Raw genomic sequence first — 25,131 nt, forward strand, 5'->3', positions numbered from 1 at the left:
ATGGGAGAAGGGAGCAAACCGGCCATATCGCAGGTTTGTCAGCAAGCCGGGGGTCATGGTTTTTTTCATGTCTGCTCCATCAGGTCGGGATGGCTTCGGTCCGCCGTGCTTGCCTGGCGGCCGATGCCATGGAATGGCAGCCGCCGGCCTACGCCCAGTCTTGCGGCACCGTGAGCGGAAAATCGAGCAGCATTTGCGCGTAGCTCTTGCCGAGCGGGTCGGAGCGCAGGCTGGCCACGCCCCCGCCGCCCAGCGCGCGGTGCAGCAGGAAGTTAAGGGCGTGCAAGCCGGGTACCTCGAAGCATTCCACCTCGCCCTCGACCAGATGCGCAAAATACCCGCGCACCGCAGCCGGGGTGAGCTGCTCGCGCAGCAGCGGCAGATACGCTGGCTGGCGGGCGATCACGCCGATGTTCTCGTCGTCGCCCTTGTCGCCGCTGCGCGCATAGGCCAGCGTGACCAGCGGCACGGTGACGCGCGGCCCGCCGGGAATGGCGGGCGCCGGCACCACCGCCAGCGCGGCCGGCGCCGTCAGCTCGCCCACGACGGCGGCGCAGGCAAGCGCCTGCGTCTGGCCGTCCAGCGCGACCTGCATCCGTACTTCCGCCTTCGGCACCAGGAAGGAGAACACCTTGACCACCGGCTGGATATCGACACGGCCGGCGAAGGATGACCGGGTGCCGGCGGCCATCGAGGTGCCCGCCGACGAGCCTTCGCGCTGCAGGAAGCGCAGCGCCTTGGCCTGCGCATGGCGCGCGCCGATGCGCAGCACCACCTCGCGAGTGGGCAGCACGCGGGCATGCGGGCCATATTGCGACTCGCAGCCGAGCAGTTCCACCACGGTGCTGCTGTAGTCCGCCAAGCCGTTGGCGGCCAGCATGGCGCGGGTGCGCGCCAGCAGCGCGTCGGCGGTGCGGCGGGCCTTGGCGGGTGCGTCAATGCCGCGGATCGCCATCATCAGGCTGAGCTGGTAGCCGTCCTGCCAGGTGCCGTTGGCCTTGTAGCTCGCGCCGGGGGCGCGGCCACGGGCGCCATGCACGCGCACCTGCCCGGGGGCCAGCAACGCCGTGCGCACCATGCGGAAGTCGCAAGTGACGTCAGGCATCAGGTAGTTGCCGGGGTCACCCACCTCGTACAGGACCTGCTCCGCCACGGCCGCGGGATCGACCAGGCCGCCGGTGCCCTCGGGCTTGGAGAGCACGAAGCTGCCGTCCTGCGCGCAGTCGATCACCGGGTAGCCGATGCGGTCCCAGTCCGGCACGCGCTGCCAGTCGGTGAACAACCCGCCGGTGGCCTGCGCCCCGCACTCGATGACGTGGCCGGCCAGCGTGCCGGCGGCGAGCCGGTCCCAGTCGTGCCATTGCCAGCCGAACTCGTGCGCCAGCGCGCCGACCACTACCGCGCTATCGACGCAGCGGCCCGTGATGACGATATCGGCGCCCATCGCCAGCGCGCGGGCGATGCCTTGCGCGCCGGTGTAGGCGTTGGCGGACATCAGCTCGGCAGGCGGCGTGGCGCCGGTATGGAGATCGGTAAGGCCCGCGGCGCGCCAGCCCTCGAAGGCGGGCAATACATCGTCGCCGCTGACCACCGCCACCTTGGGTGCCAGCCCTTGCCGCGCGGCGGCGGCCATCACCGCGTCGCGGCAGGCCTGGGGGTTGAGGCCGCCGGCATTGGCAATCACGCGGATGCCGCGCGCCAGGATCTGGCCGAGGTGCGGCGCCATCGCGGCCTGCACGAAGTCCGTGGCGTAGCCCAGCGCGGGGTCCTTGGCGCGGGCGCGGGCCAGGATCGACATGGTGGTCTCGGCCAGGTAGTCGTAGACCAGGTATTGCAGGCCCGGAACGGCCAGCAGTTGCGGCGTGGCGATGGCGGAATCGCCCCAGAAACCGGAAGCGCCGCCTATGCGCACGGTGCGTGCCGTATTGGGTGTGCCGTTTGTGGTGTTCATGCTTGCGCACCTGCGTCCACCTTCACCAGCAAACTACCCGCGCGCGCCTGCCCGCCCTCCCGGGCATGCAGCTGCGCGATCACGCCGTCGAACGGCGCGACGATGGCGTGCTCCATCTTCATGGCCTCCAGCACCACCAGCACCTGGCCCGCCTGCACCGGCTCGCCCGCTGCCGCCTTCACGGCCACGATGCGCGCGCTCAGCGGCGCCAGCAGCGCGCCGGCGCGCTCAGCGCCGCCGGGCTTGCGCTTTTTCTGGCGCGGGTCCAGGCGTGCGAAGCGCCATGCGCGGCCCGCGCTGAACAGATGCACGGCATCGCCCTCGGTGGCGAATACCAGCGGCAACGCCATGCCGTTGCATTCCACCAGCGCGCTGCCTTGCGCCTCGTCGGCGCGCAGCACGCGCACGCGGACGATCTCGGCGGACGTGCCATCGCCCTCACCCTCGCCCTCACCCTCGCCCCCGCGCACCGCCACCTCCCAGCCTTGCGCGACGGCACGCAGATCCACGCGCCACTGTTGCTCTCCCGCCTGCAAGCCAAGGCTGCAACCCGGCGCCACCAGTGCGGGGCGCGCCGATGCCGCCAGCAGCCCGGCTGCTGCCAGCGCCGCGCAGGCCACCTGCGCCAGCGCTGGGCGCGTTGCGCGCAGTGCCGCCTGCATATGCGTGTCGACGAATCCTGTATGCACCTGGTTGCCCGCAAAGGCCTCGTGCGCCAGGCAATCGGCAAGAAAGCCCTGGTTGCTGGCCACGCCCAGCAGCACCGTCTGCTCCACCGCGCGCAGCAGCTTGCGGCGTGCTTGCTCGCGGGTGGCGCCATGGGCCACCAGCTTGGCTACCATCGAATCGTAGTGAACCGGGATCTCCCCGCCCTCCTGCAGCGCATGATCCACCCGCACATCGTGCCCCGCGCCCGGCGCGCGCCAGCGCAGCACCGGGCCGCCTTGCGGCAGGAAGCCGGCGGCCACGTCCTCGGCGGTCAACCGCACCTCGATGGCGTGGCCGCGCAGCGCGACCTGCTCCTGCGTGACCGGCAGCGGCTCGCCGGCTGCCACACGCAGCTGCCACTCGACCAGGTCAAAGCCGGTGATGGCTTCGGTCACGGCGTGCTCCACCTGCAGGCGCGTGTTCATCTCCATGAAGTAGAAATTGCCGTCGCCATCGAGCAGGAACTCCATGGTGCCCGCGCCCACGTAGCCAATGGCCTGCGCGGCGCGCACCGCCGCGCCGCCCATGCGGGCGCGCAGCGCGGGCGATACCGCCGGGGACGGCGCCTCCTCGACCACCTTCTGATGGCGGCGCTGCACCGAGCAGTCGCGCTCGCCCAGGTGGATCACATGGCCCTGCGTATCGGCAAAGACCTGGATCTCCACATGGCGCGGCGCGATCACCGCGCGCTCCAGGATCAGCTGGCCGGAGCCGAAGGCGGCCGTAGCCTCGGAACGGGCGCTTGCCAGCGCGCCGGGCAAGGCATGGGCGTCGTGCACCAGGCGCATGCCGCGTCCGCCGCCGCCGGCCGCGGCCTTCACCATCAGCGGAAAGCCGATGGGCGCGGCGGCCTGCAGTAGCGCGGCATCATCCTGCGCCTCGCCCTGGTAGCCGGGGATGCAGGGCATGTCCGCGGCCAGCATCAGGCGCTTGGCCTCGGCCTTGTTGCCCATGGCGCGGATGGCGGTGGCAGGCGGGCCGACGAAGACCAGGCCCGCCTGCGCCACCGCGTCGGCGAACCCTGCGTTCTCCGCCAGGAAGCCGTAGCCGGGATGCACCGCATCCGCGCCGCTGCGGCGCGCCGCCTCGATGAGGGCGGCGATGTTCAGGTAGGACGCGCGCGGCGCGGCGTCGCCGATGCGCACCGCCCGGTCGGCGTACGCCACGTGCGGGCCATGGCGATCGGCCTCGGAGTAGACCGCCACGGTGGCAAGGCCAAGGCGGCGCGCCGTGCGCATGATGCGCATGGCGATCTCGCCGCGATTGGCGACGAGCAAAGTGTGGAAGGGTCGGCTGGTAGCGGACATGAGGCGTCTCGGGATGCGGAGTATCTGGATAAGGTTGTGTGCGTTCAGCCCTGCGTGGCCTGCGCCGCGCGCACGGCGGCGGCGTCAAAGCGCACCACCCACGCGGCATCGCGCTTGTCGCGAAAAGCCTGAATGCCTTCAGCGCCTTCGCTGCGCATGCATTGGGCGAACAGGTACGAGGCTTCGTCCAGCAAGGCGCCCTGCGCAACCTGTCCGGTGCGCGCCACCAGCGGCTTGAAGGCGCGGTTGGCTTGTGGCCCGCAGCGGCAGATGCGCGTGAGCCACTCGGCCAGCAACGCATCGAGGGCGGCGCTGTCCTCGGCCAGCGCATCGGCCAGCCCCAGCGCCACCGCCGTGTCGCCGTTGACGCGCTCGCCGGACAAGCCGAGGCGCCGCGTGGCCGCCGCGCCGATGCGCGCCACCACGAAGGGCGCGATCTGCGCGGCAATGATGCCCAGCGACGTTTCCGACAGAGCAAAGCGCGCGTCGCGCGTGGCCAGCACGATATCGGCGGCGCAGCTCAGTCCCATGCCGCCGCCCATGGCCGCGCCCTCCACTGCCGCCACCACGGGCACGGGAAGCGCAGCCAGGCGCTGCATGAAGTAGCCGAACTCGCGGTTGCGGCTCGCCACCGGGTCCTGCGGCGCATCGCCCGCGTCCAGCCTCGCCTTGAAATTGCCGACATTGCCGCCCGCGCAGAAGACGCCGCCGGCGCCGCGCAACACCAGCGCGCGCACCGTGGTGTCGGTCTCGGCGCGCTCTACGGCGCGCGCCAGCGCGGCGACCACTTCCGGCGCGAGCGCGTTGCGCGTGGCGGGCACGTTGAGGGTGACGAACAGCACGCCCTGGGCGTCACGCACGATCACGACGTGGGCGTCATTGGCGAAATTGCCGGCATCTGTATTGACTGCGTTGGTCATGACTGGAGAGATGAGAAGACTTGGAACAGCAGGCGATGGCGGGCGGTCAGCCTTTTGTCATCAGCCCCATCTGCTTGGCGATCACGGTCAGCATCACCTCGTCGGCGCCGCCGCCGATGGAGCCGAGCCGGAAATCGCGATACGCGCGCGAGGCATGGTTGTCCCACGTGTAGCCCATGCCGCCCTGGAACTGCATGCACCAGTCGGCCACCTCGCGCGACAGCCGCCCGGCCTTGAGCTTGGCCATGGACGCCAGCTCCACCACGTCGCCGCCGTCGATGTAGGTCCTGGTCGCCATGTAGACCAGCGCGCGCAGGGCCTCCATCTCGGTCTTGAGCTCGGCCAGCTTGAACTGGATGAACTGGTTGTCCAGCAAGGGCTTGCCAAAGGCAATGCGCTGGCGCAGGTAGTCGGCGGTTTCCTCGATCAGCGCGTTGCAGGCGAGCCGGCGCGCCGCGCCATTCAGGCGTTCTTCCTGGAACTGCTTCATCTGGTAGATAAAGCCCATGCCCTCTTCGCCGATGCGGTTGCGCACCGGCACCCGCACTTCGTCAAAGAAGATCTGCGCGGTGTCCGAGCACCACATGCCGAACTTCTTGATCTTCTGCACCTCGACGCCGGGGGTGCGCTTGCCGCCTTGCTTGAGCGGCACGATGATCAGCGACTTGTTCTTGTGCACCGGGCCATCGGAGGTATTGCACAACAGGCAGATCCAGTCAGCCTGGGTGCCGTTGGTGATCCACATCTTTGAGCCGCTGATCACGTAGTCGTCGCCATCGCGGCGCGCGCGGGTCTTGAGCGATGCCACATCGGAGCCGGCACCGGCCTCCGACACGCCGATCGCCGCCACCGCCTCGCCGGCGATGGCCGGGGCCAGGAACTCGCGCTTGAGCGCATCGGAGCCGAAGGCCGTCAGCGCCGGCGTAGCCATGTCGGTCTGCACGCCCACCGCCATGCCGATGCCTTGCGCATGCACATAGCCCAGGGCCTCGGCAGCCGCCACCGCGTAGGAGAAGTCGAGGCCAAGGCCGCCGTACTCCACCGGCTTGGTGATGCCAAGAAAGCCGAGCTCGCCCATCTGCTTGAACAACGCGTGCGCGGGGAAGATCTCCGCGGCTTCCCACGCGTCGACATGCGGATCGATCTCGGCCGACACGAAGCGGCGGATGCTGTCCATGATGTTGCGATGGTCTTCGGTGTATAGCATGTGGGAGGTCTCCGGTTTTCTTGTCAGTGTGTTCGCGGCGCGGCGATCAGAACCGCGCCACGCCAAATTGCATGGCGCGCGGCGCGCGCGCTTCGGCCTCGCGGGCGGTAGCCAGCACGAAGGCCAGCACGGCGCGGGTGTCGCGCGGGTCGATCACGCCGTCGTCCAGCAACAGCCCGCTGGTGACGAAGGCGCTGGCCTGGCGCTCGAAGTTGGCGACGATCTCGCCGGTCTGCTGCGCCAGGCGCGCTTCGTCCACCGCCACGCCCTTGCGCTCGGCCTGCTGGCGCGCCACGATCTCCAGCGTCATGGCAGCCTGCTCGCCGCCCATCACCGCGGTGCGCGCGTTGGGCCACGAGAAGCAAAAGCGCGGGCGAAAGCCCCGGCCGCACATGCCAAAGTTGCCCGCGCCAAACGATGCGCCACAGTAGATCGTGACCTGCGGCACCGTGGAGTTCGACAGCGCCTGGATCATCTTGGCGCCATGCTTGATCATGCCGGCTTCTTCCGAGGCGCGGCCGACGATAAAGCCGGTGGTGTTCTGCAGGAACACGATCGGCGTGCCGCTCTGGTTGCAGGCCTGGATAAACTGCGCGGCCTTGGTCGCGCCCGCCGGGTCGATCGGGCCGTTATTGCTGATAAAGCCCACGGCATGGCCCTCGATGCGGCCACGGCCGCAGACGGTGGCCGTGCCATAGTCCGGCTTGAACGCAAGCCACGCGGAGTCGTCGGTGAGGCGGCCGATGATCTCCAGCATGTCCACGGGCTTCTTCACATCCAGCGTCATCACGCCATCGAGCTCGCCCGCGTCCAGCCGCGGCGGCTGCGCCGGCTGGGGCTGGCGCGGCGCCACGGCCGGCCAGTCCAGGCTGGCCACCACGTCGCGCGCCAGCGCGATGGCATGCTCGTCGTCCTCGGCCAGGAATTCCGCCAGGCCGCTGACGGTGGCGTGCAGGTCGGCGCCGCCAAGCTCCTCGTCGGTGGCGATCTCGCCGGTGGCGGCCTTGAGCAGCGGCGGCCCGGCCAGGAAGGCACGGGCGCGGCCGCGCACCATCACCACGTAGTCGGACAAGCCCGGCATATAAGCCCCACCCGCGGTGGACGAGCCGTGCACCACGGTGATCACCGGCAGCCCGGCAGCGGACAGGCGCGCCAGGTTGTAGAAGATGCCGCCGCCGCGCACGAACTTGTCTACGCGGTACTTGCGCAGGTTGGCGCCGGCCGACTCCACCAGGTGGATGAACGGCAGGCGGTTTTCCAGGGCGATCTCCTGGCAGCGCATCAGCTTGAGGTTGCCGCCCTCGGTCATGGCGCCGGCATCGATGCCGGAATCGGTCGCCACCACCATCGCGCGCACGCCCTGGACAAGGCCGATGCCGGCCACCAGCGAGCCGCCGGGGATGGAGGTGTCGTGATCGGGATCATCCATGCCGTAGCCCGCCAGGTTGGCGATCGGCAAGAAAGCGGTAGCGGGATCCAGCAAGCGCGCCAGGCGCTCGCGCGGCAGCAACGCACCACGCCTGGCGAAGGACGGGCGGGCACGTTCGGAAGCGGCAACGGCGCGCTGCTCCAGCGCGCGCAGCCGCTCGATCAGGGCTTGCATGCCAGCGCGCTGGCTGGCAAAGGCGGGACTGGCGGGATCGATCCGGGACTCGATGGGAAGCATGGCGCTGGGCATTGGACAAGGAATGCATCGATTCCAAACCACCCGCGGTGGCACGACAAGCGCAACATGGTGATTTGTGCATAATGTGCACAAACTCGTCTTTGATGCACCTCCGGATGCTGCCTGTGCCCGCCCTGCCTACGCCCTCGTCCCCGCCCTCCCCGCCCTCCCCGCCGTCTCCAGCCATCCCCGGCGTCCAGAGCCTGGACCGCGCGTTTACCCTGCTCTGCCTGCTGGCCGAACACCACGAGTCAGGCCTGACCCTGCCGCAACTGGTGGCGCAGACCGGCATCGACCGCACCACGGCCCACCGCATGCTGCGCTACCTCACCCACGCGGGATTCGCCGTGCAGGACGAGCCAGGCAAGCGCTTCCGGCTGGGCATGGCAGCCATGGCGCTGGGCCTGCGCACCATGAACCGCTCGCCACTGGCCAGCGCCTGCGCCACGCGCATGAAAGCGCTGGCGCGCAAGACCGGCGATACGGTGTTCCTGATCGTGCGCATCGGCGACCATGGTTACTGCATGCACGCCGAGGAAGGCAGCCACCGCGTACAGCATTTCCATCTGCTCAACGGGAGCACCCGCCTGCTGGGCCAGGGAACTGCCAGCATGGCGCTGCTGGCCAAGCTCGACGATGAGGAGATCGTCGCGCACTATGAACGGCATCGGGCTGAGTACGAGGGGAGCGGACTTAGCCTGCTCAAGCTGCAGCGCGGTGTGGAGCGCAGTCGCAAGCTGGGATATGCGCTGGCTGGCGCGGGGGGCGTGGCGGGGGTGGGGTATGCGTTTGCGTTGCCTTTTGCCGGGGAAGCGGCGATCAGTATTGTGTCTACGGCTTCGCGGATGCCGGTGGCTCGGCGGCATGAGATCGGGGGGATGATTAGGGGGGTGTTTGGGTGAGTTTTGGTTTTTGGGGGGGTGGTCGCTGTTTCTTTGTACGGCGATGGTTATTGCACCCAATTGCCATACGACATTGCTCTGCTGGGTTGGTCGCTGTTTCTTTGTACGGCGTTGGTTTTTGGACCCAAGGGCCGTACGACATCGCCCTGCGGGGCTGGTCGCTGTTTATTTCATCGGCGATGGTTTTTGGATCCAAGGGCCATACGACATCCCCCTGCGGGGGCTGCCGGTCACTCTTCTTTGCGTCGGCAAAGAAGACTAACGAGAAGAAAGCCGACCCTGCCGGGAGCAGAGCAATAAGGCTGTCCGGCCTCCGTGGTTGCGTCGTACGGCCCGGAGTGCTGGCTAGCGAATCCTACCGGCTCGAAGAGCATCGCATTTGCATGACCCAATGGTTACGTGGTGCAGCCCCTGACCTCGCTTGCGGTGACCATTCACACATCTGCCGTTCGCGGTGCGAAGTGCTGCGCCGTTTCGGATGTGGCTGGTTTCGTGGTTTTGTCTCGGAGGACGAGCGCGGTGAGGTGCAAGCGCGGACCTCGCGGACGGGCCACGGTGCCCACCACGAAACCAGAGGGGGGAAGCAAGATGCCGCTCGCGCCGGTACGGCAGGGCATCACATGCCCTGGCGCCCGCCGCCAGAGACAAAACCACGAAACCACCAAGGCAGGCAGGATCGTGGTGCTGCGCACCGCGAACGGCAGATGCCCGAATGCTCACCGCGCAAAGCAATCAGGGGCACCACCACGTGACCATTGGGTCATGCAGTTACGATGCCCTCCAAGCCGGTATGGCAAAGGCCAGCCAACACTACGGGCCGTACGACGTAACCACCGCCCACATAAGCCCGATTGCTCTGCCCCCGGCAGGGTCGGCTTTCTTCTCGTTAGTCTTCTTTGCCGACGCAAAGAAGAGTGACCGGCAGCCCCCGCAGGGGGATGTCGTATGGCTCTTGGGTCCAAAAACCAACGCCGTACAAAGAAACAGCGACCAACCCCAGCAGAGCGATGTCCTATGCCCCTTTGAGGGTGCAAAATGCCACCGCCGACAAAAAAAACAGCAACCAACCCAGCAAAGCAATATCACCTTCCCCTGCCGCAAATAAAAAAAACGCTAAAATCACCAACCACCGAAATATCGGGCAATTGCACTGCATGCGAGGCCACAGGAAGCCCCCCTTCCCCCAACCATCCCAGGCAGTGCCACAAAAAAACAAACAAATAATCAAGTGAAGGGAGAAGTCATTGTGGGAATGATGGGTCACGAGTTGCGTGGCGTGCTGGCCGGCCTGGCATGCGGGATGAGCCTCCTAGCTTCCGGCAGCCTGCTGGCGCAAGGCAGCGAGAGCAAGGAAAAGGAGATGGAGGCAGCCTGGCAGGCAGCGCAGTCCAGCGCCCAGGCGGGTCCGGCCACGGTAAAACTGGGCGAACAGGCCACACTGAAGCTGCCGGCCAAGGAAGTTTTCATTCCCCAGCCGGCCGCCGGCAAGCTCATGCACGCCATGGGCAACCTCACCGACGAGCGGCTGCTCGGCCTGGTGCTGCCCGCCGGCGACGACGACTGGATGGTGGTGGCCAAGTACGAGCCCTCGGGCTACATCCGCGACGACGACGCCAAGGACTGGAATGTCGACGATCTCTTCAAATCGCTCAAGGAAGGCACGGAAGCCGCCAACGAGGAGCGGGAGAAGCGCGGCATCCGCGGGCTTGAGATCGTCGGCTGGGTGGAGCGGCCCCACTATGAGGCGGCCAGCCATCGGCTGATCTGGTCGATGTCGGCACGCGAGAAAGGCCAGCCGGCCGATGCCCCGCAATCCGTCAACTACAACACCTATGCGCTCGGGCGGGAAGGCTACGTCAGCCTGAACCTGATCACCGCGCGCGACCAGGTCGACGCCAACAAGCCCGTGGTGCGCACGTTGCTGTCCAACCTCGACTTCTCCGAGGGCAAGGCCTATGCGGATTTCAATTCCAGCACGGACAAGGTGGCGGAATACGGGCTGGCCGCGCTGATCGGCGGGGTAGCGGCGAAGAAGCTGGGCCTGCTGGCCATCCTGGCGGCGTTCTTCGCCAAGTTCGCCAAGGTGATCATGCTGGCAGTGGCGGGCATCGGCTATTCCGCCACCAAGTGGTTCAAGCGCAAGCCGTCCGGTCCCGCAGAGCCGAAGTGAAGCCGCATTCCCGCCCTTCGGCGACGGAGTTGTACCCATGACCAAACTGCTGCTCCTGCTCATGGGCGGCCTGAAGATGGGCAAGCTGCTGACCACGGGCGGCACCATGCTGCTGTCGATCGGCGCCTATGCGCTGATCTTCGGCTGGCGCTATGCCGCCGGCTTCGTGCTGCTGATCTTTGTCCACGAGATGGGCCATTTCCTGGCCGCGCGCCGCCGCGGGCTGGCCGTGGGCGCGCCCACCTTCATTCCGTTCGTCGGGGCCTGGGTCGAACTCAAGGACCAGCCGGTCGACGTCGAGACCGAGGCCTATATCGGGCTGGCGGGGCCGGTGGTTGGCACCCTGGGCGCGCTGGCCTGCTATTACATCGGCCGCGGCACCGGCAGCGGCCTGATGCTGGCGCTGGCCTATGCGGGCTTCTTTATCAACCTGTTCAACCTGATCCCGCTCTCGCCGTTCGATGGCGGGCGCGTCACCGCGGTGCTGTCGCCGCGCATCTGGTTCCTTGGCGTGCCGGTGCTGGTGGCGATGTTCCTGTGGCGCCCCAGCCCGATCCTGATCCTGGTGGCGCTGCTGGCGGCCCCGCAATTGCTCAAGGCCTGGCGCTACGATCCGCGGGCCCCGGAGAACCGCGCCTATTACACCATCAGCGCGGAAATGCGCCTGACCTATACGCTGTACTACCTCGGGCTGGTGGCGTTCCTGGCGGTCATGAGCCATGACCTGCACGGCATGCTGGGCAGCCTGCGCGCCAGCGGCATGGGCGCCTGAGCGCCCGAATCCAATCGCCCGAATCCAATTCAACTTGAATACCAAGACAATGAGAAGCAAGACGCTTTACCTGAAGGGCGCAGTCCTGTTGGCTGTGGCAACCATTCCCGCCCTGACCCTGGCGCGTGACTACCACCAGCCGGGCACGCTCGGCGAAGGCGCGCAGGTGCACCGGTTCGTGCTGCGCGATCCGGCCACCGACCGGCCCCTGCCCGAGGCCCGCTACCGCTTGTTCCTGCCGGGCCAGCGGATCGCAGGCGTCATGCCAAAGCCGAACGAGCAGGACAGTGTGATCTTCGGCATCACCGACAAGCAGGGCAATACCGTGTCGGTGCGGCTGCCCAAGCGCTATCCAAAGGGCAAGTGGATCCTCAACCCGATCATCGGCGAAGGGGATTTCGGGGAGTCGTTTTTGCTGCGCGGCGAGACCAGCAATCATCCCATGGGCGGCCTGCCCTATGTGCTCGACCTCAAGGACGGTTTCCTGTTCTGCAACAGGACGGATAGCCGCGGCTATACCTACTATGCGCAAAGCCACAAGGCCCAGACGATCAGCCTGGACTATGAGTTTGGCAGTATGGATGCGGCCCAATATGCCTGGTGCAAGCGCCAGTCCGAGACCATCGCCGCCCTGCCCGCCAGCGCCGGGCCGGCGGCCGTGTTCCGGCAGATGCTGGCCAGCTACGAGGCCGGCAAAGACGAAATCAGTGCGAATTTCCAGGCGCGCGTGCGGCGCAAGCTGATCGACCTGGCGATTGCCGGCCGGGACGACAGGCAGCTGGATATCGCGCTTGGCCTGGCGCCGCTCGCCAAGGAGAACCTGAACGAGGTTGGCTATGCGCTGGTCGATGCGAACTGGATGGTCGGGCGCGGCATGGCGATGATCGACGAGGCGCTGGTTCACTCGCCGGACGACCCATTTATCCTCGACAGCAAAGGCTGGGCACTGTTCCGCCTGGGCCAGCCGGAGCAGGCGCTCGGCTACATGGAGCAATCGCTGGCCGCTTTTGGCGAGGGCACCGAGGGCAACCTGGGCGCACGCGTGGAAGGCCTGGTGCACAAGGGCGAAGCGCTGTGGCAACTGAATCGCAAGGACGAGGCGCGCGCCGCGTTTGCGATGGCGACTCACCTGTCGCCCGATGATGAAACGCTGCTGCGCACACTGGCGCGCCTGCAGGTGGAACTGCCGTAAGCACACCGCCCCGCGCTAAGGTCGCGGGGCGCCACGGCAAGGCCTTCGAGCCCATGCCAGCCCAGATACTCAGCCCTGCTGGTGTTCCTTGAACTTGGCCAGCGCAATGGCCAGCGCGGCGCTCCCGATGGTCTTGACCAGCGTGGGGTGCTGCGCGTAGAAGCCGGCGATCTGGTCGACGATGCCCGGATGGACCTGCTCGGCGTGGGTGGCGATCTCCTGCACCTGCGCCGGGCTCAGCTGGCTGGCCTGCTCGGGCGTGACCTGGGTCGCGCCGGGCTGCAGCAGATTGCCCAGTGCGCCGCCTGCCGCCCCGGACAACACCGCCGGCCCAAGCGTTGCCAGCAACTGGTTAAGCATGCCAGCCTGCTGCGCGCCGTTGGACTGGCCGAACAACTCCCCCACCATGTTGCCGAAGGCCGGCGTCTGATCCGAATGGAAAGCGCCGGCCAGCAACTGGCCAAGCGCGCCCTCCGGGGCGTTCTGCGCGATGTGGTCCACCTGCTGCTCGGGATTGCCGCCCAGGGCGGAGGCTGCGTTCTGCAAAAAGTCCATCAGGCTCATGATCGGGTTCCGTGATCTGCGTTGCGGGTGCTGCTGCTTGGTTCTTGGTTCTTGGTGCTTGGCTATTGCTGCTGGAGTATAGCCATCAGCGGCACGGGGCCTAGCTCTTCTTGCTGATCAGGTGATAGGCCAGCAGCAGGATCACCGCGCCTACCACGGCGCCGATAAAGCCTGCCGACTGCCCCGGGCGATACCAGTGCAGGGCTTGCCCGAGAAAGGTGGCCGCCAACGCGCCGCCAATGCCAAGCGCGGCCGTGAGGAAGAACCCGCTGGGGCCGTTGCCCGGGGTAATGGCACGCGCTACGAGCCCGGCGACGAAGCCGATAAGAATGGTCCAGATCAGGTGCATGGCGTCAGGAGAAAAGAAAAAGGGGTGCGCCCCCAGCGGAGCGCACCCTGAACCCGCGCATTACTGCGCGGCGGACTTGGCCGGCGTTGCCGCCTTGGTATGCTTGGTGCTGCTGTGTGTCTTGCTCTTGTGCGCGCTCTTTTCGACCTTGGCAGGCGCCTTGGGGGCGTCGGCGGCCGGTGCCTGGGCGAAAGCACCAGCAGCGAAGAGTCCGAGGGTCAGGATGGCGAGTACCTTCTTCATGTCTATCTCCAGGTGAGGCGCGCAATTTGCGCGTTGCCTGTAAAAACGGCCCGGTGGCAGCGCGTGTTGACAGCGAAAACACAGCGCTATGTAACAGTTCGTATCCGGGTGGTGCGGATGGTGGGAAGACTAGCGCAACGCATCCGCCAACAGCACGCCAGTCACAATCGTTTGCAATTCACGCCTGCGGCATAATGCCGGCAGAAAACAAGACAAACAAAACAACAAGAAGAACAACAAGAATACGAACAGGACGACAACCCTCCGATGACCACTTCCGCCACCGGCCGCGCCCGGCTTGACTGGGGCACGCTTGGCCTGCTGACATTCCCGCCGCTGAGCTGGGCCGGTAACGCCATCGTCGGCCACTACGCCGCCGGCGCCATCCCGCCGATCACGCTGAACTTTGCCCGGTGGGCGCTGGCCGGGCTGCTGCTCGCGCCCTATGTCTGGCGAGGCGTGCGCGAGCATGCCGCCACGCTGCGCCAGCATGCCGGGGTGATTGCCGCCATGGGCATGCTCTCCGTCTCGGTCTACAACGCCATGCAGTACCTGGCGCTGACCACGTCGTCGCCGATCAACGTGACGCTGATCGGCGCTTCCGCCCCGATCTTCCTGCTGATCATCGGCGCGCTGTTCTTCCGCGAGCGGGTGCGCGGCTGGCATGTGGTGGGTGCCCTGCTATGCCTGGCCGGCGTGGGCGTGGTGATGCTGCGCGGGGATCCCGGGCGGCTGGCCCAGCTGGATTTCGTGGCCGGCGATCTGTTCATGCTGGCCGGCACCATCACCTGGAGCGCCTACACCTGGCTGCTGCGCAAGAAGCGCCCGGACTTGCCGCTGGCCGTGCTGCTGTTTGCGCAGATCGTGGCGGGCGTGGCGGCCTGCGTGCCGTTCGTCGCGTGGGAGCTGCTGTCGGGAAGCGTGCCGATTCACTGGAACGGCAAGGCGCTCGGCATCCTGGTGTATGTGGCAACAATCCCCTCGCTGCTGGCCTACTTTGCCTGGGACCGTGCCATTGCCCGCGCCGGGGCGCAGTTGCCGGTATTCTTCTTCACGCTCACACCCGTCTTTGCCGCGCTGATGTCTTCCGCCCTGCTGGGCGACTGGCCGCGCTGGTATCACGCGGCCGGGCTGGGCGCCATCGTGGCCGGCATCTGGATCGCCAACCGGCGCTGAACGCCGCCAAGGCCGCCTAGGCCGCGATCGCCGGATCCAGCCGGAAGACCGCCACCGAACGCTCCATGCGCTGGGCTTGCTCCTTGAGCGCATCGGCTGCGGCGGCGGCCTGCTCGACCAGCGCCGCGTTCTGCTGCGTGACCTGATCCATCTGCGTCACGGCCTGGTTGACCTGGGCAATGCCACTGCTCTGCTCCTGCGACGCGCGGCTGATCTCGTCCATCATCACTGTCACGCGCTTGACCGCGGCGACGATGCTGTCCATGGTGGCAGTGGCATCCCCCGCCAGCGCCGAGCCGGCCTCGACCCGCTGCACCGACTGCGAGATCAGCGTGCGGATCTCCTTGGCGGAGCTGCCGGCGCGCTGCGCCAGGCTGCGCACCTCGGTGGCCACCACGGCGAAGCCGCGCCCGTACTCGCCGGCGCGCGCCGCTTCCACCGCGGCGTTGAGCGCCAGGATGTTGGTCTGGAACGCGATGCCGTCGATCACCGCGATGATGTCGACGATGCGCTTGGAATCGGCCTCGATCTCGCCCATGGTCCGCAGCACGCGGCCCACCGAGGTCCCGCCGGCCACGGCGATGTCGCAGGCTTCGCCCGCCAGCGCGCTGGCCTGGTCCGCGCTGCTGGCGTTCTGCCGCACGATCGCGGTGAGCTGCTCCATGCTGGCGGCCGTCTGCTGCAGCGACGAGGCCTGCTCCTCCGTGCGCTGCGACAGGTCCAGGTTGCCTTGCGCGATCTCGCCGGCGGCCACCAGCACGTTCTGCGCGCCGACCTTGGTATCGCCGATCAGCGCGCGCCAGGTGTCCACCAGCGACAGCAGATGCCGCTTGACGTGGCTCAGTTCGTCGCTGCCGCGCACCTCCAGCGTGATGGACAGGTCGCCGGCGTTGATCCGGCCCACCATGCCGGCCACTTGCTGCACGTCGGCGCGCATGCCGTGGCTGAAGCCGGCGAACAGGTAGAACGCCGCGCCCACGGCCAGCAGGGCGACCCCGGCCAGCACCTCGAGCTGCAGCATATCGGCAGCGATGCGCTGCTCCAGCATATCGCGGGCAATCCCTGAAAACGCCTTGTTGACCGAGGAGACCGCGTTGATGGCCGCCGTCGCCTCGTCGAAATAGGGCTTGGCCTCGATGGCGATGCCGCCGCTGCCGAGCATCTTTTCCTTCAGCGTGCGGTAAAAGGTGTCCATCGCGGCCAGTTGCGCGAGCGCGCCTTCCACCCGCGGGCGATACGCCGGGGCGCCGCGCATCACGCGGTCGATGTCACGCCGCACGGATTCCAGCCCGTCCTGGATCTGCTCGCCCAGCGCGGCCAGCTCGGCTTGCTGCGCCGCGTCAGAGTATCCACCCTGGCTGATGATGGCCGCGCCCCTGCCGCGCGCCAGCGCGCTCAGCTCGGCCAGCTTGGGCATCTGCCCCACCATCAGCGTCACCAGGTAGTACGAGCCGCTGTCGGGATCGAGCGCGAGCGAAGAGCGGTCGGCCACATCGCCGATAAACAGCCGCGTCTGCTTGACCAGCGCGCTGTGCATGTCGAACAGCGCACCGGCTGTGGCGTTCAGGCCCGTTTCATGCATGCGTTGCCACGACTGCTCCAGCTTGCGTGCGTCAGGCATGACATCGAAGCGCGCGGCCTCGCCGGCTTGTTTCATTAGCTCGCCAAGGTGTGCGGCGGCCTTCGCATCGGCACCGTCAAACGTCGCGCGAAACGCAGCGTTGCCAGCGAGCACCGCATTGGCCGCGCCGCGACGGACCTGCGTCTCGCGCATGAAATCGAGCGCGCGGTCGACAATGGCAAGGCCGCTCAGTTCGTCCTGCGAGGCGCGGATCGTCTGCACTGACAGGCTCAGCACCGCATAGAGCGCACCGCCAAGCAGGATCAGGAACAGGATGGCCAGCAACAGCAGCTTGCGGGTGATGGTGAGGCGCGCCATCAGGCGCACGGCGGGGGAGAGAAAAGTAGCCACGAAGATCCCAAAAAATCGCTTGCATGCGTCTTGTATCGGCCGGCTGAACGCTGACTGAAGCGCGCTTTCGCGGCTTTTTTCGCGTGCACAAGGGCGGGGCTGAAAAGGCACAAGGCAGGTGCAGAATGCACGCTAAACGGGCGGAAAATCAGCGCGCGCATGCAAGGAGCAGAGATCAGGCTGACACAAAACAGACGCAAAACCGACGTACAACGAAGGGATCGCGAACGCAGCGCGGTGGGCGGGCAAAGATCAGAAGAAACACCTGAACCAATGCCGCCGCGCGCTGTCTTTCCGTAGGCAGTTCTGCCCCTGCCGGGCCGCGCGATCAGGATGTTCAACCCCAGGAGATGGCGATGTTAAGCCCCCACGAATTTGCCACCTTGCTGCTGGTCCACGATGTACAGGATCGACTGGAACTCGATCCCGTGGACCTGGAAGCACTGCTCGAACGCGGCCTCGTGTCGCTGGAAGAATGCGCGGCCGACCGCTGGTGCCCGCGCATCACCGAGCACGGCTACGCGCTGCTGCGCGCGGTCGGCTGGCAGGGGGAGATGAACCGGGCACGGCGTAGCGAAGCGCGCGGGCACGAGGCGCCCGCGCAGTAGCCCGGTTACGCGGTTATGGGGTTATGCGGTTACGCCGCAATCACGCCCCAATCACGCCCTAATGAAAATCGCGGCTGGACACCATCAGGCGGCCCAGCAGCGGGCTCAGGTCCACCAGTTCCTGCGCCACCAGATGCCTGACCTCGCCCTGGCGCTGCCACGTGCCGATCACCCCCAGCAGCTTCGCGCCCAGCACTTCCTTGCGCTGGCGCTCGATCAGGTCCGGCCACAGGATCACGTTGATGGCGCCGGTCTCGTCCTCGATCGAGGTAAAGATGGTGCCGCCGGCCGTGGATGGCCGCTGCCGCACCGTGACGATGCCGCAGGCACGCACCTGCCGGTTGTTGCCGCAGCAGGACAAATCCTGCGCCGTGGCGTAATGCATCGCGGCTAGCCGCGGCCGCAGCAGCGCCAGCGGATGCGACTTGAGCGACAGGCCCGTGCTGGCGTAATCGGCCGCCACATCCTCGCCCAGGCGCGGCGCGGGCAGCGATAGCTCGCCCTCGGGCGGCGGCGCCTCATAGAGCAGGTCGTGATGCGCGGCCTGCAGCGCCGCGGCGCGCGCCTGCCAGCGCGCCTGGCGGCGATGCCCGGCGAGGCCGGCCAGCGCATCTGCGGCGGCCAGCGCGTCGATGTCGTGCCGGTCCAGCCGCGCGCGCAGCACTAGGTCTTCCACGCTGGCGAACGGCGCCTCGGCGCGGGCCAGTTCGATCCGCCCGGCCGCCGCCTCGCGCATGCCGTTCACGCGGTTCAGGCCAAGCCGCACCGCCGGCTGGGCGCGCTGGCGCGCGCGCGCTGGCGCACCGCTGGCCGCATGCTCCAGCGTGCTTTCCCAGCCGCTCACCGTCACATCCACCGGATACGTGCGCACGTGGTGCCGATGCGCATCCTGCACGAGTTGCGACGCCGAGTAGAACCCCATCGGCTGGCTGTTGAGCAGCGCACACAGGAAGGCCGCCGGATGGTGGCACTTGATCCACGCGCTGATATAGACCAGCTTGGCGAAGCTGGCGGCATGGCTTTCCGGGAAGCCGTATTCGCCAAACCCTTCGATCTGCTTGCAGATGGCCAGCGCAAAAGCCTCCGGGTACTTGTTGCGGGTGAGCGCCCTGACCAGCGCATCCTGGTGCTGTTTCAGGTCGCCCTTGCGCCGCCACGCCGCCATGGAGCGGCGCAGCTGGTCGGCCTGCCCCGGCGTAAAACCGGCGGCGTCGATGGCCAGTTGCATCACCTGCTCCTGGAAGATCGGCACGCCCAGCGTGCGGCCCAGCACCTTCTCGATGACGTCGTTGTGGTACGCCGGCGGCTTGCCGGTGCGCCGCACCTGCTCGCGCCGCTTCAGGTAGGGATGCACCATGCCGCCCTGGATCGGGCCGGGCCGCACGATGGCCACTTCCACCACCAGGTCGTAATACTTGCGCGGCAAGAGGCGCGGCAGCATCGACTGCTGCGCACGCGACTCCACCTGGAACACGCCGATGGTGTCGGCGGCGCAGATCATGTCGTAGGTTTGCGGATCGTCCTTGGGCACGTCTTCCATCCGGTACGGCGCGCCCGAGCGCGTGGGGATCATCGTCAGCGCGCGGCGGATGGCCGAGAGCATGCCAAGCGCCAGCACGTCCACCTTCAAGAGGCCCAGCGATTCCAGGTCGTCCTTGTCCCACTGGATCACGCTGCGGTTTTCCATGGCCGCGTTCTCTATCGGCACCAGCCGCGACAGCTTGTGCCGCGCAATCACAAAGCCGCCCACGTGCTGCGACAAATGGCGCGGAAAGCCGCGCAGTTGCGTGGTCAGGCTGGCCCACTGCCGCACCGCCGGCGCGTCCGGGTCCAGCCCATACTGCGAAATGCGCTCCAGGAAGGTCTTGCCGCCATCCCACCATGCCTGCCCCTTGACCACCTGCTCGATCACGCTGGCATCGATGCCCAGCGCCCGGCCCACGTCGCGCAGCGCGCTGCGCGAGCGATAGGTGATCAGCGACGCCGCCAGCGCGGCGCGGTGGCGGCCGTATTTCTCGTAGATGTACTGGATGACTTCTTCGCGCCGCTGGTGCTCGAAGTCCACATCGATGTCCGGCGGCTCGTCGCGCTCGCGCGAGAGAAAACGGCCGAACAGCAGGTTGGCATCCTTGGGATCGACCTCGGTGATGAACAGGCAATAGCAGACCAGCGAATTGGCTGCCGAGCCGCGGCCCTGGCACAGGATGCCGCGGCCGCGGGCAAAGCGCACGATGTCGTGCACGGTGAGGAAGAACGGCTCGTACTGCTTTTCGCGGATCAGCGCGAGCTCCTCCTTCAGCTGCTTGCGCCATTTGGGCTTGAGCCCTTTGGGGAAGCGCCGCAGCACGCCTTTCATGGTCTCGCGGCGCAGGTAGCTGAATGGCGTCTCGCCCGGGGGCACCAGTTCCTCCGGGTACTCGTAGCGCAGCGACGCCAGCGAGAAGTCGCACATGGCGGCAACCCGCAACGTCTGCGCCAGCGCCTCGCGCGGGTACAGGCGCGACAAGCGCTGGCGCATGCGCAGGTGCTGCTCGGCATTGGGCGCCAGCGCCATGCCGCATTCGGCCAGGGGCTGGCCCACGCGGATCGCGCTCAGCACGTCCGACAGCGGCTTGCGCGAGCGCACATGCATGGTCACCGCGCCGGATGCCGCCAGGGGCACGCCGGTCAGCGCGGCGGCCTGCTCCAGACGCAGCCGGTGCGTGGCATCGGCATAGCCCTGCAATTGCTCGAGCGCGATCCAGCCGCGCTCGCCAAACGTCTGCCGCATCCATTGGGCTTGCCCCAGCAGCTCGCCGGGGTCCGGGCAATACGAAGGCAGCAGCAGCGCCAGGCAATCGGGCATGCCGCGCAGGTGGGCCTGGTCCGGCTGCGGCGCGGCGATGTCGTCGGGATGCAGCGCGTAGGCGCCCTTTTGCACGCGCGTGCGGCCCAGCGTGATCAACTCGCTCAGGTTGCCAAAGCCTTCGCGATTTTGCGCCAGCAGCACCAGCCGCAGCACGGGCCGGCCCGCGTGGTCGGTGAGCGTGAAGCGGCTGCCGATCAGCAGGCGGAAATCCTGCGCGGCACGGGCCAGGGCAAGCAGGCGATCATGCCGGCGCAGGCGGGCCTGCAAGGCTTCATCGGCGCTCCCGGTGGCAGTGGCGTCCGGCGCGGCGGGGCATTCGCCATCCCCTTGATGTTCGCCGTCTTCGTCGCCGCCCTCCTCCGGCTCCTCCGCTGCCTCGTCCTCATCCTCCTGCAGCCCGGCGGCCAACCGCGCCGCGCTGCGCTCGGCCGCATCGCGGGTGCGTTCGCGCAGGTCCTTCAGCGCATGGTGCGCGCGGGCCGTGCCCGCCACCGAGCACTCGTCGGTCAGCGCCAGGCCGCGGTAGCCGAGCGCAAACGCGCGCTCGATCAGCTCGACCGGATGCGACGCCCCGTCCAGGAAGGTGAAATTGGAGATGCAATGCAGCTCCACATAGTCGGGCAACGCCGGCAGCAGCGCGGAAAGCGCCGGCGGCAAAGCGGAGAATGAAGGGTTGGCTGGCTGGCTCGACATGGCAAGGATTCAGGCAAACGCTCGGGCAAACACTCAGGCAAACACTCAGGCAAACAAGCCATGCAGGAACCAGCGGTACTCGCCGCTTTCCTCACGCCCGGGGCGCTGGCGATAGACCCAGCAACGCAGCCCGTCCGCCCGTTGCGCAACGAAGTAATCGCGCGTGGCCAGCGCGCCGTCCCACCAGCCGGATTCGATGCGCTCCGGCCGCGAGAGCAACGTCAATGGCCCGCCGTGACAAGGCCGATGGCGCTGCACAGTCAGTGCCACGGGTTGCGCCATCAGCCACAGCGGACGCTCCGGCATGCCCGCCGGGGCACGCTGCGGCTCGCGCGGCGCGCGCGCAGGCATCTCATCCACCGGGCACCAGCGGTTGGCGCGCTCGGGCCGGTGGTCGGCCAGCGGCTGCGGTTGCAGCACGTTCTCCCGGCCCAGGCGCGCCATCAGCGTATCGAGCACGCGGCCCAGCTCCGCCGGCGTGCCGCCCGGCTCGGGAAACAGCGCATCGCTCTGCGCCACGCAGGCCTGGACCGACTCCACCACCAGCAGCAGGCTCACCGCCGGCACGCGGAACTGCACCTTGTCCAGCCGCTCCTGCAACAGCTTGGACAAATGCGCCGGATCGCGGCTGGGCTGCGCCAGGCTGATCGTCACCGGCGTTGCCTGCGTCTCGGCGCCCAGCCGGTAGCGCTCATGCTCCAGCCGCAGCACAAGATGCGTCACGCCCGCCTGCTGCAGGGCCAGCCAGCCGGCCAGCGCCAGCAGCAAACGCTGCGCGCCCGCCATCACGCCCTGCACGGATTCGGTCCGGCCTGGCAGCTCCATGCGCTGCGAGAAGGTGGCGGGCGCGCTGAACCACGTAAAGCGCACCGGCACCTCGCCATAGGCCTGGTCCAGCCGCGCCAGCAGGTCCGGCCCCAGCCGGCGCCGCAGGCCGGCACGCGGCAGGCCCCGCACCTCGCCCACGGTCCGGCAGCCGATGCCATCGAGCCAGCCATCGTCCGCCAGCCCTTGCAACATGCCCACCGGCAGCCGGTCCAGCAGCCGCGCCATGCGCTGCGGCCCCACCGCGCGCCGCGCCGGGCGCACCAGCCCGCCCCGGCGATCCCGCCGCAGCGGCTGCGCCGCCAGCCACGCCGCCCCGAAGGCCGTCGGCCCGCAGCCCAGCTGCAGGAACACCCCCAGCCGCCGCACCCGCGCATACACCGCCCGGCACAACGCAAGATGGCCGCCAAACAACCGCAGGCTGGCCCCGGCATCGATCATCACGGTAGCCACCCCGGCATCGGGATGCACCGTGACATGCGGCGTGAAATGCAGCAACGCCAGCGCCAGCGCCGTCATCACCTGCGCCTCGGCCGCCGGCTCGCGCTGCAGTTGCACCACCTGCGCCGACAACGCCTGCACGCCGCCCCGCCGCATCCCCGCCTGCACCCCCAGCGCCACCGCCGGGCCGTTGGCCAGCACCACCCGCTCGCGCTCCATCACCGCCACCGGCACGCTGTGGTGCAGCAGGCCAGCGCAGGCGCGGAGCGCGGCGGGCTCAGGCCAGTTCGGCTGCAGCGCGTCCAGCGACAGGCGCGGCAGATGCACCGCGATCCAGTACGACATGGGCTTGCTCTCCCGCAACGGCTTGGGAAACCGGGGCATTCAGGGGGACCGGCATCGACGGGGCCGGCACCGCCACCATCTCGCCCAGCGGCAGCACCAGCGGCGTATCGCGCACCGGGCCGCGCCGCTTGTGGAACGTGACCGACACGGCATTGCCCGGCGCCGGCGACAACAGCAGCCGCAGCACCGCCGGCGACGACTCGCGCAGCACGCTGGCCGGCCGGCACGCCCACACCACGGCGTCTCCTGCCTGCGCCAGCACCTGCAAGCGCCGCAGCGCCTCGGGACGCGCCGTGGGCAGCCACACCATCACCCCGCCAAAGGCCTGGCTGCGCAGCACCTGCTCCGCCGCCCACAGCACATCCGCCTGCGCCGCGGCCCGGCTCGCGCCAGCGGGCGGGCGCACCCAGTACAACTGGCGCGCCGGCAAACCCCATTCGGCCAGGCACGTTGCATTGGGCTGGTGCGGCGGCCCGATCAGCGCCACCCGGCGCTGCGCCGCGGCTAGCGCCAGCAAGGCCGGGCGCAGCAGCCGCAACTCGCCCACGCCGGGGTCGGCCAGCAGCAGCTCTGTGAGCGCGCCCACCGGCCAGCCACCGCCGGGCAACTCGGCCGAGAGCGCGTCATGGCCGGTCGGCAAGGCCGGCACGCTGCCCGCCCGGCCCAGATGGCCAAGCTGCCCCGCCCGCCACAGGCCGGGATAGCGTTGCTCCAGTGCGTCCAGCGCCCCCTGCCGGTCGGCCACGGGCGGCTGCGCCAAAGGCGAATCGCCCGATGTATCGGGCGATATGGGAAAGAGTTCGGCGATCATGTGATGCGTGCGGTTCAGTCCGGGGGGACTGACAGGAAGTTTCCGGGTACTGTATGTTTATACAGTATCACGGATGCGCGCAAGGGTGAAGCAATGGGGATGCCGAACCATGGAAATTGATCATGGTTAGCGGCGCCGTGCTGCATCGGTGGCATGAGAATATGCTGCCATCGCAATGACTTCCCGCCATGATGACGATCGCTCGCCTGCTCTGCTTCCCGCTGATTGCCTTGCTCGCCGTCAGCGCAAGCGCTGCCGCTCCCGACGAAGAATCCCTGGGCAGGGCCGAGGGCTATCCACCGGCTCGCAGCCTGAAGCAAGCCTACACGGAGCCCTATCTCGTCGGTTCGTTCAGCGCGATGGACAGCTTCAATCCGGCCTGTGCGCTCGCTCCGGCAGACGATCCGCTTGCGCTGAAGAAGGCCGCCATCGAGACGCCGTTCAGTTACCGCTTTCGTGGCCGCAAGCTGACACTGGACGACTACATGCAGCGACAGCGTGCCACTGGACTTCTGGTCGTGAAGGACGGCGAGATTGTCGCGGAACGCTACAACTACATGCGCAGCGCCGACATGCGGATGCTCTCCAACTCGATGGCCAAGACCATTACCGCACTGGCGATCGTCAAGGCGCAGGAAGAGGGCTTCATCCGCTCGCTGGATGACACCGCCGAGACCTATGCGCCCCAACTCAAGGACACGCTGTACGGACAGACCCGAATCGTGAATCTGATGCGCATGTCCTCGGGCGCACGGTTTATCGAGGACTACTCGGAGCACGACGATCGGGCCAGGTTCAACGATGCCGTGCGCCGGGTTGGGGTTGCTCAGGCCGCCCGGCTGATCACGGCGCGCAGCGATCCCGAAGGGCAGCGCTTCAACTATGCCGGGGCCCAGACCCAGATCCTGGGGCTGGTGTTGCGCGGCGCCACGCGCCGCACGCTCTGTGACTACGTCGATGAGAAGCTATGGAAGCCGATCGGCGCCCAGGCGCAGGCGACCTGGCTGGTGAACCCGGCCGACCAGGACGTGTTCGCGCAAGGCGCCTTTAACGCCACGCTGCACGACTACGCCCGCCTGGGCTTGATGATGGCAACCGATGGGCTGGTGAGGGGCACTGCCGTGGTATCACGTGACCACCTGCTCGCGATGACGGACGCAACACGGCAACCCGAAGCATTTCGGCCAGGGCACATGCAGTACCACGGCAGCACCTACTACGGTTATGGCCTGCAGACCTGGATCCTGCCCGGCAGTCACCGCCGCTTTGCCCTTCTGGGTGTCTACGGGCAGGCCATCTTCGTAGATCCCGCATTGAACCTGGTGGTGGTGCATACCGCGGTCGGCAAGGATGCCGCGGGCGACGCGAGCGGCGCCCACCTTGGCGCGGAACGCGATGCGCTGCTGCGTGGCATCGTATCGGCCTATGGCGACTGGTAGAAACGTGGATTGCCCCGGGTGT

At 67.8% G+C, this 25,131-nt stretch carries 19 protein-coding genes; 7 read left to right on the top strand and 12 right to left on the bottom strand.

What is annotated here, in order from left to right; translation table 11 throughout:
- Positions 1–148 precede the first annotated feature (148 nt).
- Genes AC1Q7Q_RS13940 through AC1Q7Q_RS13960 form a run of 5 tightly spaced genes read right to left on the bottom strand, consistent with a single transcriptional unit; the run spans position 149 to position 7,759 of the window.
- Entirely contained in the window at positions 149–1,951 is a 1,803-nt protein-coding gene (locus tag AC1Q7Q_RS13940) for an acyclic terpene utilization AtuA family protein (RefSeq protein WP_492376369.1), read from the bottom strand.
- On the bottom strand, positions 1,948–3,966 hold the full coding sequence (locus AC1Q7Q_RS13945) for an acetyl/propionyl/methylcrotonyl-CoA carboxylase subunit alpha (RefSeq protein WP_492376370.1): 2,019 nt from the start codon (positions 3,964–3,966) through the stop codon (positions 1,948–1,950). The genes AC1Q7Q_RS13940 and AC1Q7Q_RS13945 overlap by 4 nt, the downstream gene beginning before the upstream one ends.
- Before the next feature lie 44 nt (positions 3,967–4,010).
- Positions 4,011–4,886, bottom strand: coding sequence for an enoyl-CoA hydratase/isomerase family protein (locus AC1Q7Q_RS13950; RefSeq protein ID WP_492376371.1), 876 nt, complete (start codon positions 4,884–4,886; stop codon positions 4,011–4,013).
- 46 nt (positions 4,887–4,932) lie between these two features.
- On the bottom strand, positions 4,933–6,093 hold the full coding sequence (locus AC1Q7Q_RS13955) for an acyl-CoA dehydrogenase family protein (protein WP_492376372.1): 1,161 nt from the start codon (positions 6,091–6,093) through the stop codon (positions 4,933–4,935).
- 46 nt (positions 6,094–6,139) lie between these two features.
- Positions 6,140–7,759 (bottom strand): acyl-CoA carboxylase subunit beta, encoded by a 1,620-nt coding sequence (locus tag AC1Q7Q_RS13960; protein ID WP_492376373.1) that lies wholly within the window; start codon positions 7,757–7,759, stop codon positions 6,140–6,142.
- Between the two features lie 125 nt (positions 7,760–7,884).
- On the opposite strand from AC1Q7Q_RS13960, the gene AC1Q7Q_RS13965 reads away from it, so the two are divergent.
- The 4 genes from AC1Q7Q_RS13965 to AC1Q7Q_RS13980 all read left to right on the top strand — a co-directional run bounded on the left by AC1Q7Q_RS13965 (position 7,885) and on the right by AC1Q7Q_RS13980 (position 12,795).
- Positions 7,885–8,661, top strand: a complete 777-nt coding sequence (locus AC1Q7Q_RS13965) for an IclR family transcriptional regulator (protein ID WP_492387174.1) — start codon at positions 7,885–7,887, stop codon at positions 8,659–8,661.
- Positions 8,662–9,916: 1,255 nt separating this feature from the next.
- Positions 9,917–10,831: a DUF2167 domain-containing protein gene (locus AC1Q7Q_RS13970; RefSeq protein ID WP_492372918.1), complete on the top strand. Its 915-nt coding sequence runs from the start codon at positions 9,917–9,919 to the stop codon at positions 10,829–10,831.
- Between the two features lie 37 nt (positions 10,832–10,868).
- A complete protein-coding gene (locus tag AC1Q7Q_RS13975) occupies positions 10,869–11,603 on the top strand; it encodes a site-2 protease family protein (protein ID WP_492372845.1) in 735 nt (244 codons plus the stop codon).
- A 49-nt stretch (positions 11,604–11,652) separates the two neighbouring features.
- Positions 11,653–12,795, top strand: coding sequence for a tetratricopeptide repeat protein (locus AC1Q7Q_RS13980; RefSeq protein WP_492372846.1), 1,143 nt, complete (start codon positions 11,653–11,655; stop codon positions 12,793–12,795).
- Between the two features lie 69 nt (positions 12,796–12,864).
- Here the strand turns inward: AC1Q7Q_RS13980 and AC1Q7Q_RS13985 are convergent, their stop codons facing one another.
- The 3 genes from AC1Q7Q_RS13985 to AC1Q7Q_RS13995 form a co-directional block, all read right to left on the bottom strand.
- A complete protein-coding gene (locus AC1Q7Q_RS13985) occupies positions 12,865–13,359 on the bottom strand; it encodes a hypothetical protein (protein ID WP_174423971.1) in 495 nt (164 codons plus the stop codon).
- A 100-nt stretch (positions 13,360–13,459) separates the two neighbouring features.
- The gene (locus AC1Q7Q_RS13990; RefSeq protein WP_017230370.1) at positions 13,460–13,708 is read right to left on the bottom strand and encodes a GlsB/YeaQ/YmgE family stress response membrane protein; all 249 of its coding nucleotides are present in this window, start codon (positions 13,706–13,708) and stop codon (positions 13,460–13,462) included.
- Positions 13,709–13,768: 60 nt separating this feature from the next.
- Positions 13,769–13,951: a hypothetical protein gene (locus AC1Q7Q_RS13995; protein WP_150993302.1), complete on the bottom strand. Its 183-nt coding sequence runs from the start codon at positions 13,949–13,951 to the stop codon at positions 13,769–13,771.
- A gap of 267 nt (positions 13,952–14,218) precedes the next feature.
- On the opposite strand from AC1Q7Q_RS13995, the gene AC1Q7Q_RS14000 reads away from it, so the two are divergent.
- On the top strand, positions 14,219–15,127 hold the full coding sequence (locus tag AC1Q7Q_RS14000; protein ID WP_492372847.1) for a DMT family transporter: 909 nt from the start codon (positions 14,219–14,221) through the stop codon (positions 15,125–15,127).
- 16 nt (positions 15,128–15,143) lie between these two features.
- Here the strand turns inward: AC1Q7Q_RS14000 and AC1Q7Q_RS14005 are convergent, their stop codons facing one another.
- Positions 15,144–17,099: a methyl-accepting chemotaxis protein gene (locus tag AC1Q7Q_RS14005; protein ID WP_492372848.1), complete on the bottom strand. Its 1,956-nt coding sequence runs from the start codon at positions 17,097–17,099 to the stop codon at positions 15,144–15,146.
- 356 nt (positions 17,100–17,455) lie between these two features.
- On the opposite strand from AC1Q7Q_RS14005, the gene AC1Q7Q_RS14010 reads away from it, so the two are divergent.
- Positions 17,456–17,707, top strand: coding sequence for a hypothetical protein (locus AC1Q7Q_RS14010; RefSeq protein ID WP_492372849.1), 252 nt, complete (start codon positions 17,456–17,458; stop codon positions 17,705–17,707).
- A gap of 58 nt (positions 17,708–17,765) precedes the next feature.
- Here AC1Q7Q_RS14010 and AC1Q7Q_RS14015 read toward each other — a convergent pair whose 3' ends face one another.
- The 3 genes from AC1Q7Q_RS14015 to imuA are packed head-to-tail and all read right to left on the bottom strand — an operon-like array spanning position 17,766 to position 23,670.
- On the bottom strand, positions 17,766–21,248 hold the full coding sequence (locus AC1Q7Q_RS14015; RefSeq protein WP_492372850.1) for an error-prone DNA polymerase: 3,483 nt from the start codon (positions 21,246–21,248) through the stop codon (positions 17,766–17,768).
- A gap of 45 nt (positions 21,249–21,293) precedes the next feature.
- Positions 21,294–22,859, bottom strand: coding sequence for a Y-family DNA polymerase (locus tag AC1Q7Q_RS14020; RefSeq protein ID WP_492372851.1), 1,566 nt, complete (start codon positions 22,857–22,859; stop codon positions 21,294–21,296).
- A complete protein-coding gene (imuA, locus tag AC1Q7Q_RS14025; RefSeq protein ID WP_492372852.1) occupies positions 22,792–23,670 on the bottom strand; it encodes a translesion DNA synthesis-associated protein ImuA in 879 nt (292 codons plus the stop codon). Before imuA ends, AC1Q7Q_RS14020 begins: the two co-directional genes overlap by 68 nt.
- Positions 23,671–23,858: 188 nt before the next feature.
- On the opposite strand from imuA, the gene AC1Q7Q_RS14030 reads away from it, so the two are divergent.
- The gene (locus AC1Q7Q_RS14030; RefSeq protein ID WP_492372853.1) at positions 23,859–25,109 is read left to right on the top strand and encodes a serine hydrolase domain-containing protein; all 1,251 of its coding nucleotides are present in this window, start codon (positions 23,859–23,861) and stop codon (positions 25,107–25,109) included.
- Positions 25,110–25,131: the final 22 nt, after the last annotated feature.

The organism is Cupriavidus sp. GW823-FHT07A04 (assembly GCF_058794615.1).

Bases quoted from the DNA above. Each gene is read 5' to 3' on its own strand.
- AC1Q7Q_RS14020 (WP_492372851.1), bottom strand. From the start codon at position 22,859: ATGTCGTACTGGATCGCGGTGCATCTGCCGCGCCTGTCGCTGGACGCG.
- AC1Q7Q_RS13995 (WP_150993302.1), bottom strand. From the start codon at position 13,951: ATGAAGAAGGTACTCGCCATCCTGACCCTCGGACTCTTCGCTGCTGGT.
- AC1Q7Q_RS13970 (WP_492372918.1), top strand. From the start codon at position 9,917: ATGGGTCACGAGTTGCGTGGCGTGCTGGCCGGCCTGGCATGCGGGATG.
- AC1Q7Q_RS13955 (WP_492376372.1), bottom strand. From the start codon at position 6,093: ATGCTATACACCGAAGACCATCGCAACATCATGGACAGCATCCGCCGC.
- imuA (WP_492372852.1), bottom strand. From the start codon at position 23,670: ATGATCGCCGAACTCTTTCCCATATCGCCCGATACATCGGGCGATTCG.
- AC1Q7Q_RS14015 (WP_492372850.1), bottom strand. From the start codon at position 21,248: ATGTCGAGCCAGCCAGCCAACCCTTCATTCTCCGCTTTGCCGCCGGCG.
- AC1Q7Q_RS13945 (WP_492376370.1), bottom strand. From the start codon at position 3,966: ATGTCCGCTACCAGCCGACCCTTCCACACTTTGCTCGTCGCCAATCGC.
- AC1Q7Q_RS14000 (WP_492372847.1), top strand. From the start codon at position 14,219: ATGACCACTTCCGCCACCGGCCGCGCCCGGCTTGACTGGGGCACGCTT.
- AC1Q7Q_RS13985 (WP_174423971.1), bottom strand. From the start codon at position 13,359: ATGAGCCTGATGGACTTTTTGCAGAACGCAGCCTCCGCCCTGGGCGGC.
- AC1Q7Q_RS13980 (WP_492372846.1), top strand. From the start codon at position 11,653: ATGAGAAGCAAGACGCTTTACCTGAAGGGCGCAGTCCTGTTGGCTGTG.
- AC1Q7Q_RS13950 (WP_492376371.1), bottom strand. From the start codon at position 4,886: ATGACCAACGCAGTCAATACAGATGCCGGCAATTTCGCCAATGACGCC.
- AC1Q7Q_RS13990 (WP_017230370.1), bottom strand. From the start codon at position 13,708: ATGCACCTGATCTGGACCATTCTTATCGGCTTCGTCGCCGGGCTCGTA.
- AC1Q7Q_RS13960 (WP_492376373.1), bottom strand. From the start codon at position 7,759: ATGCTTCCCATCGAGTCCCGGATCGATCCCGCCAGTCCCGCCTTTGCC.
- AC1Q7Q_RS14030 (WP_492372853.1), top strand. From the start codon at position 23,859: ATGATGACGATCGCTCGCCTGCTCTGCTTCCCGCTGATTGCCTTGCTC.
- AC1Q7Q_RS13975 (WP_492372845.1), top strand. From the start codon at position 10,869: ATGACCAAACTGCTGCTCCTGCTCATGGGCGGCCTGAAGATGGGCAAG.
- AC1Q7Q_RS13940 (WP_492376369.1), bottom strand. From the start codon at position 1,951: ATGAACACCACAAACGGCACACCCAATACGGCACGCACCGTGCGCATA.
- AC1Q7Q_RS14010 (WP_492372849.1), top strand. From the start codon at position 17,456: ATGTTAAGCCCCCACGAATTTGCCACCTTGCTGCTGGTCCACGATGTA.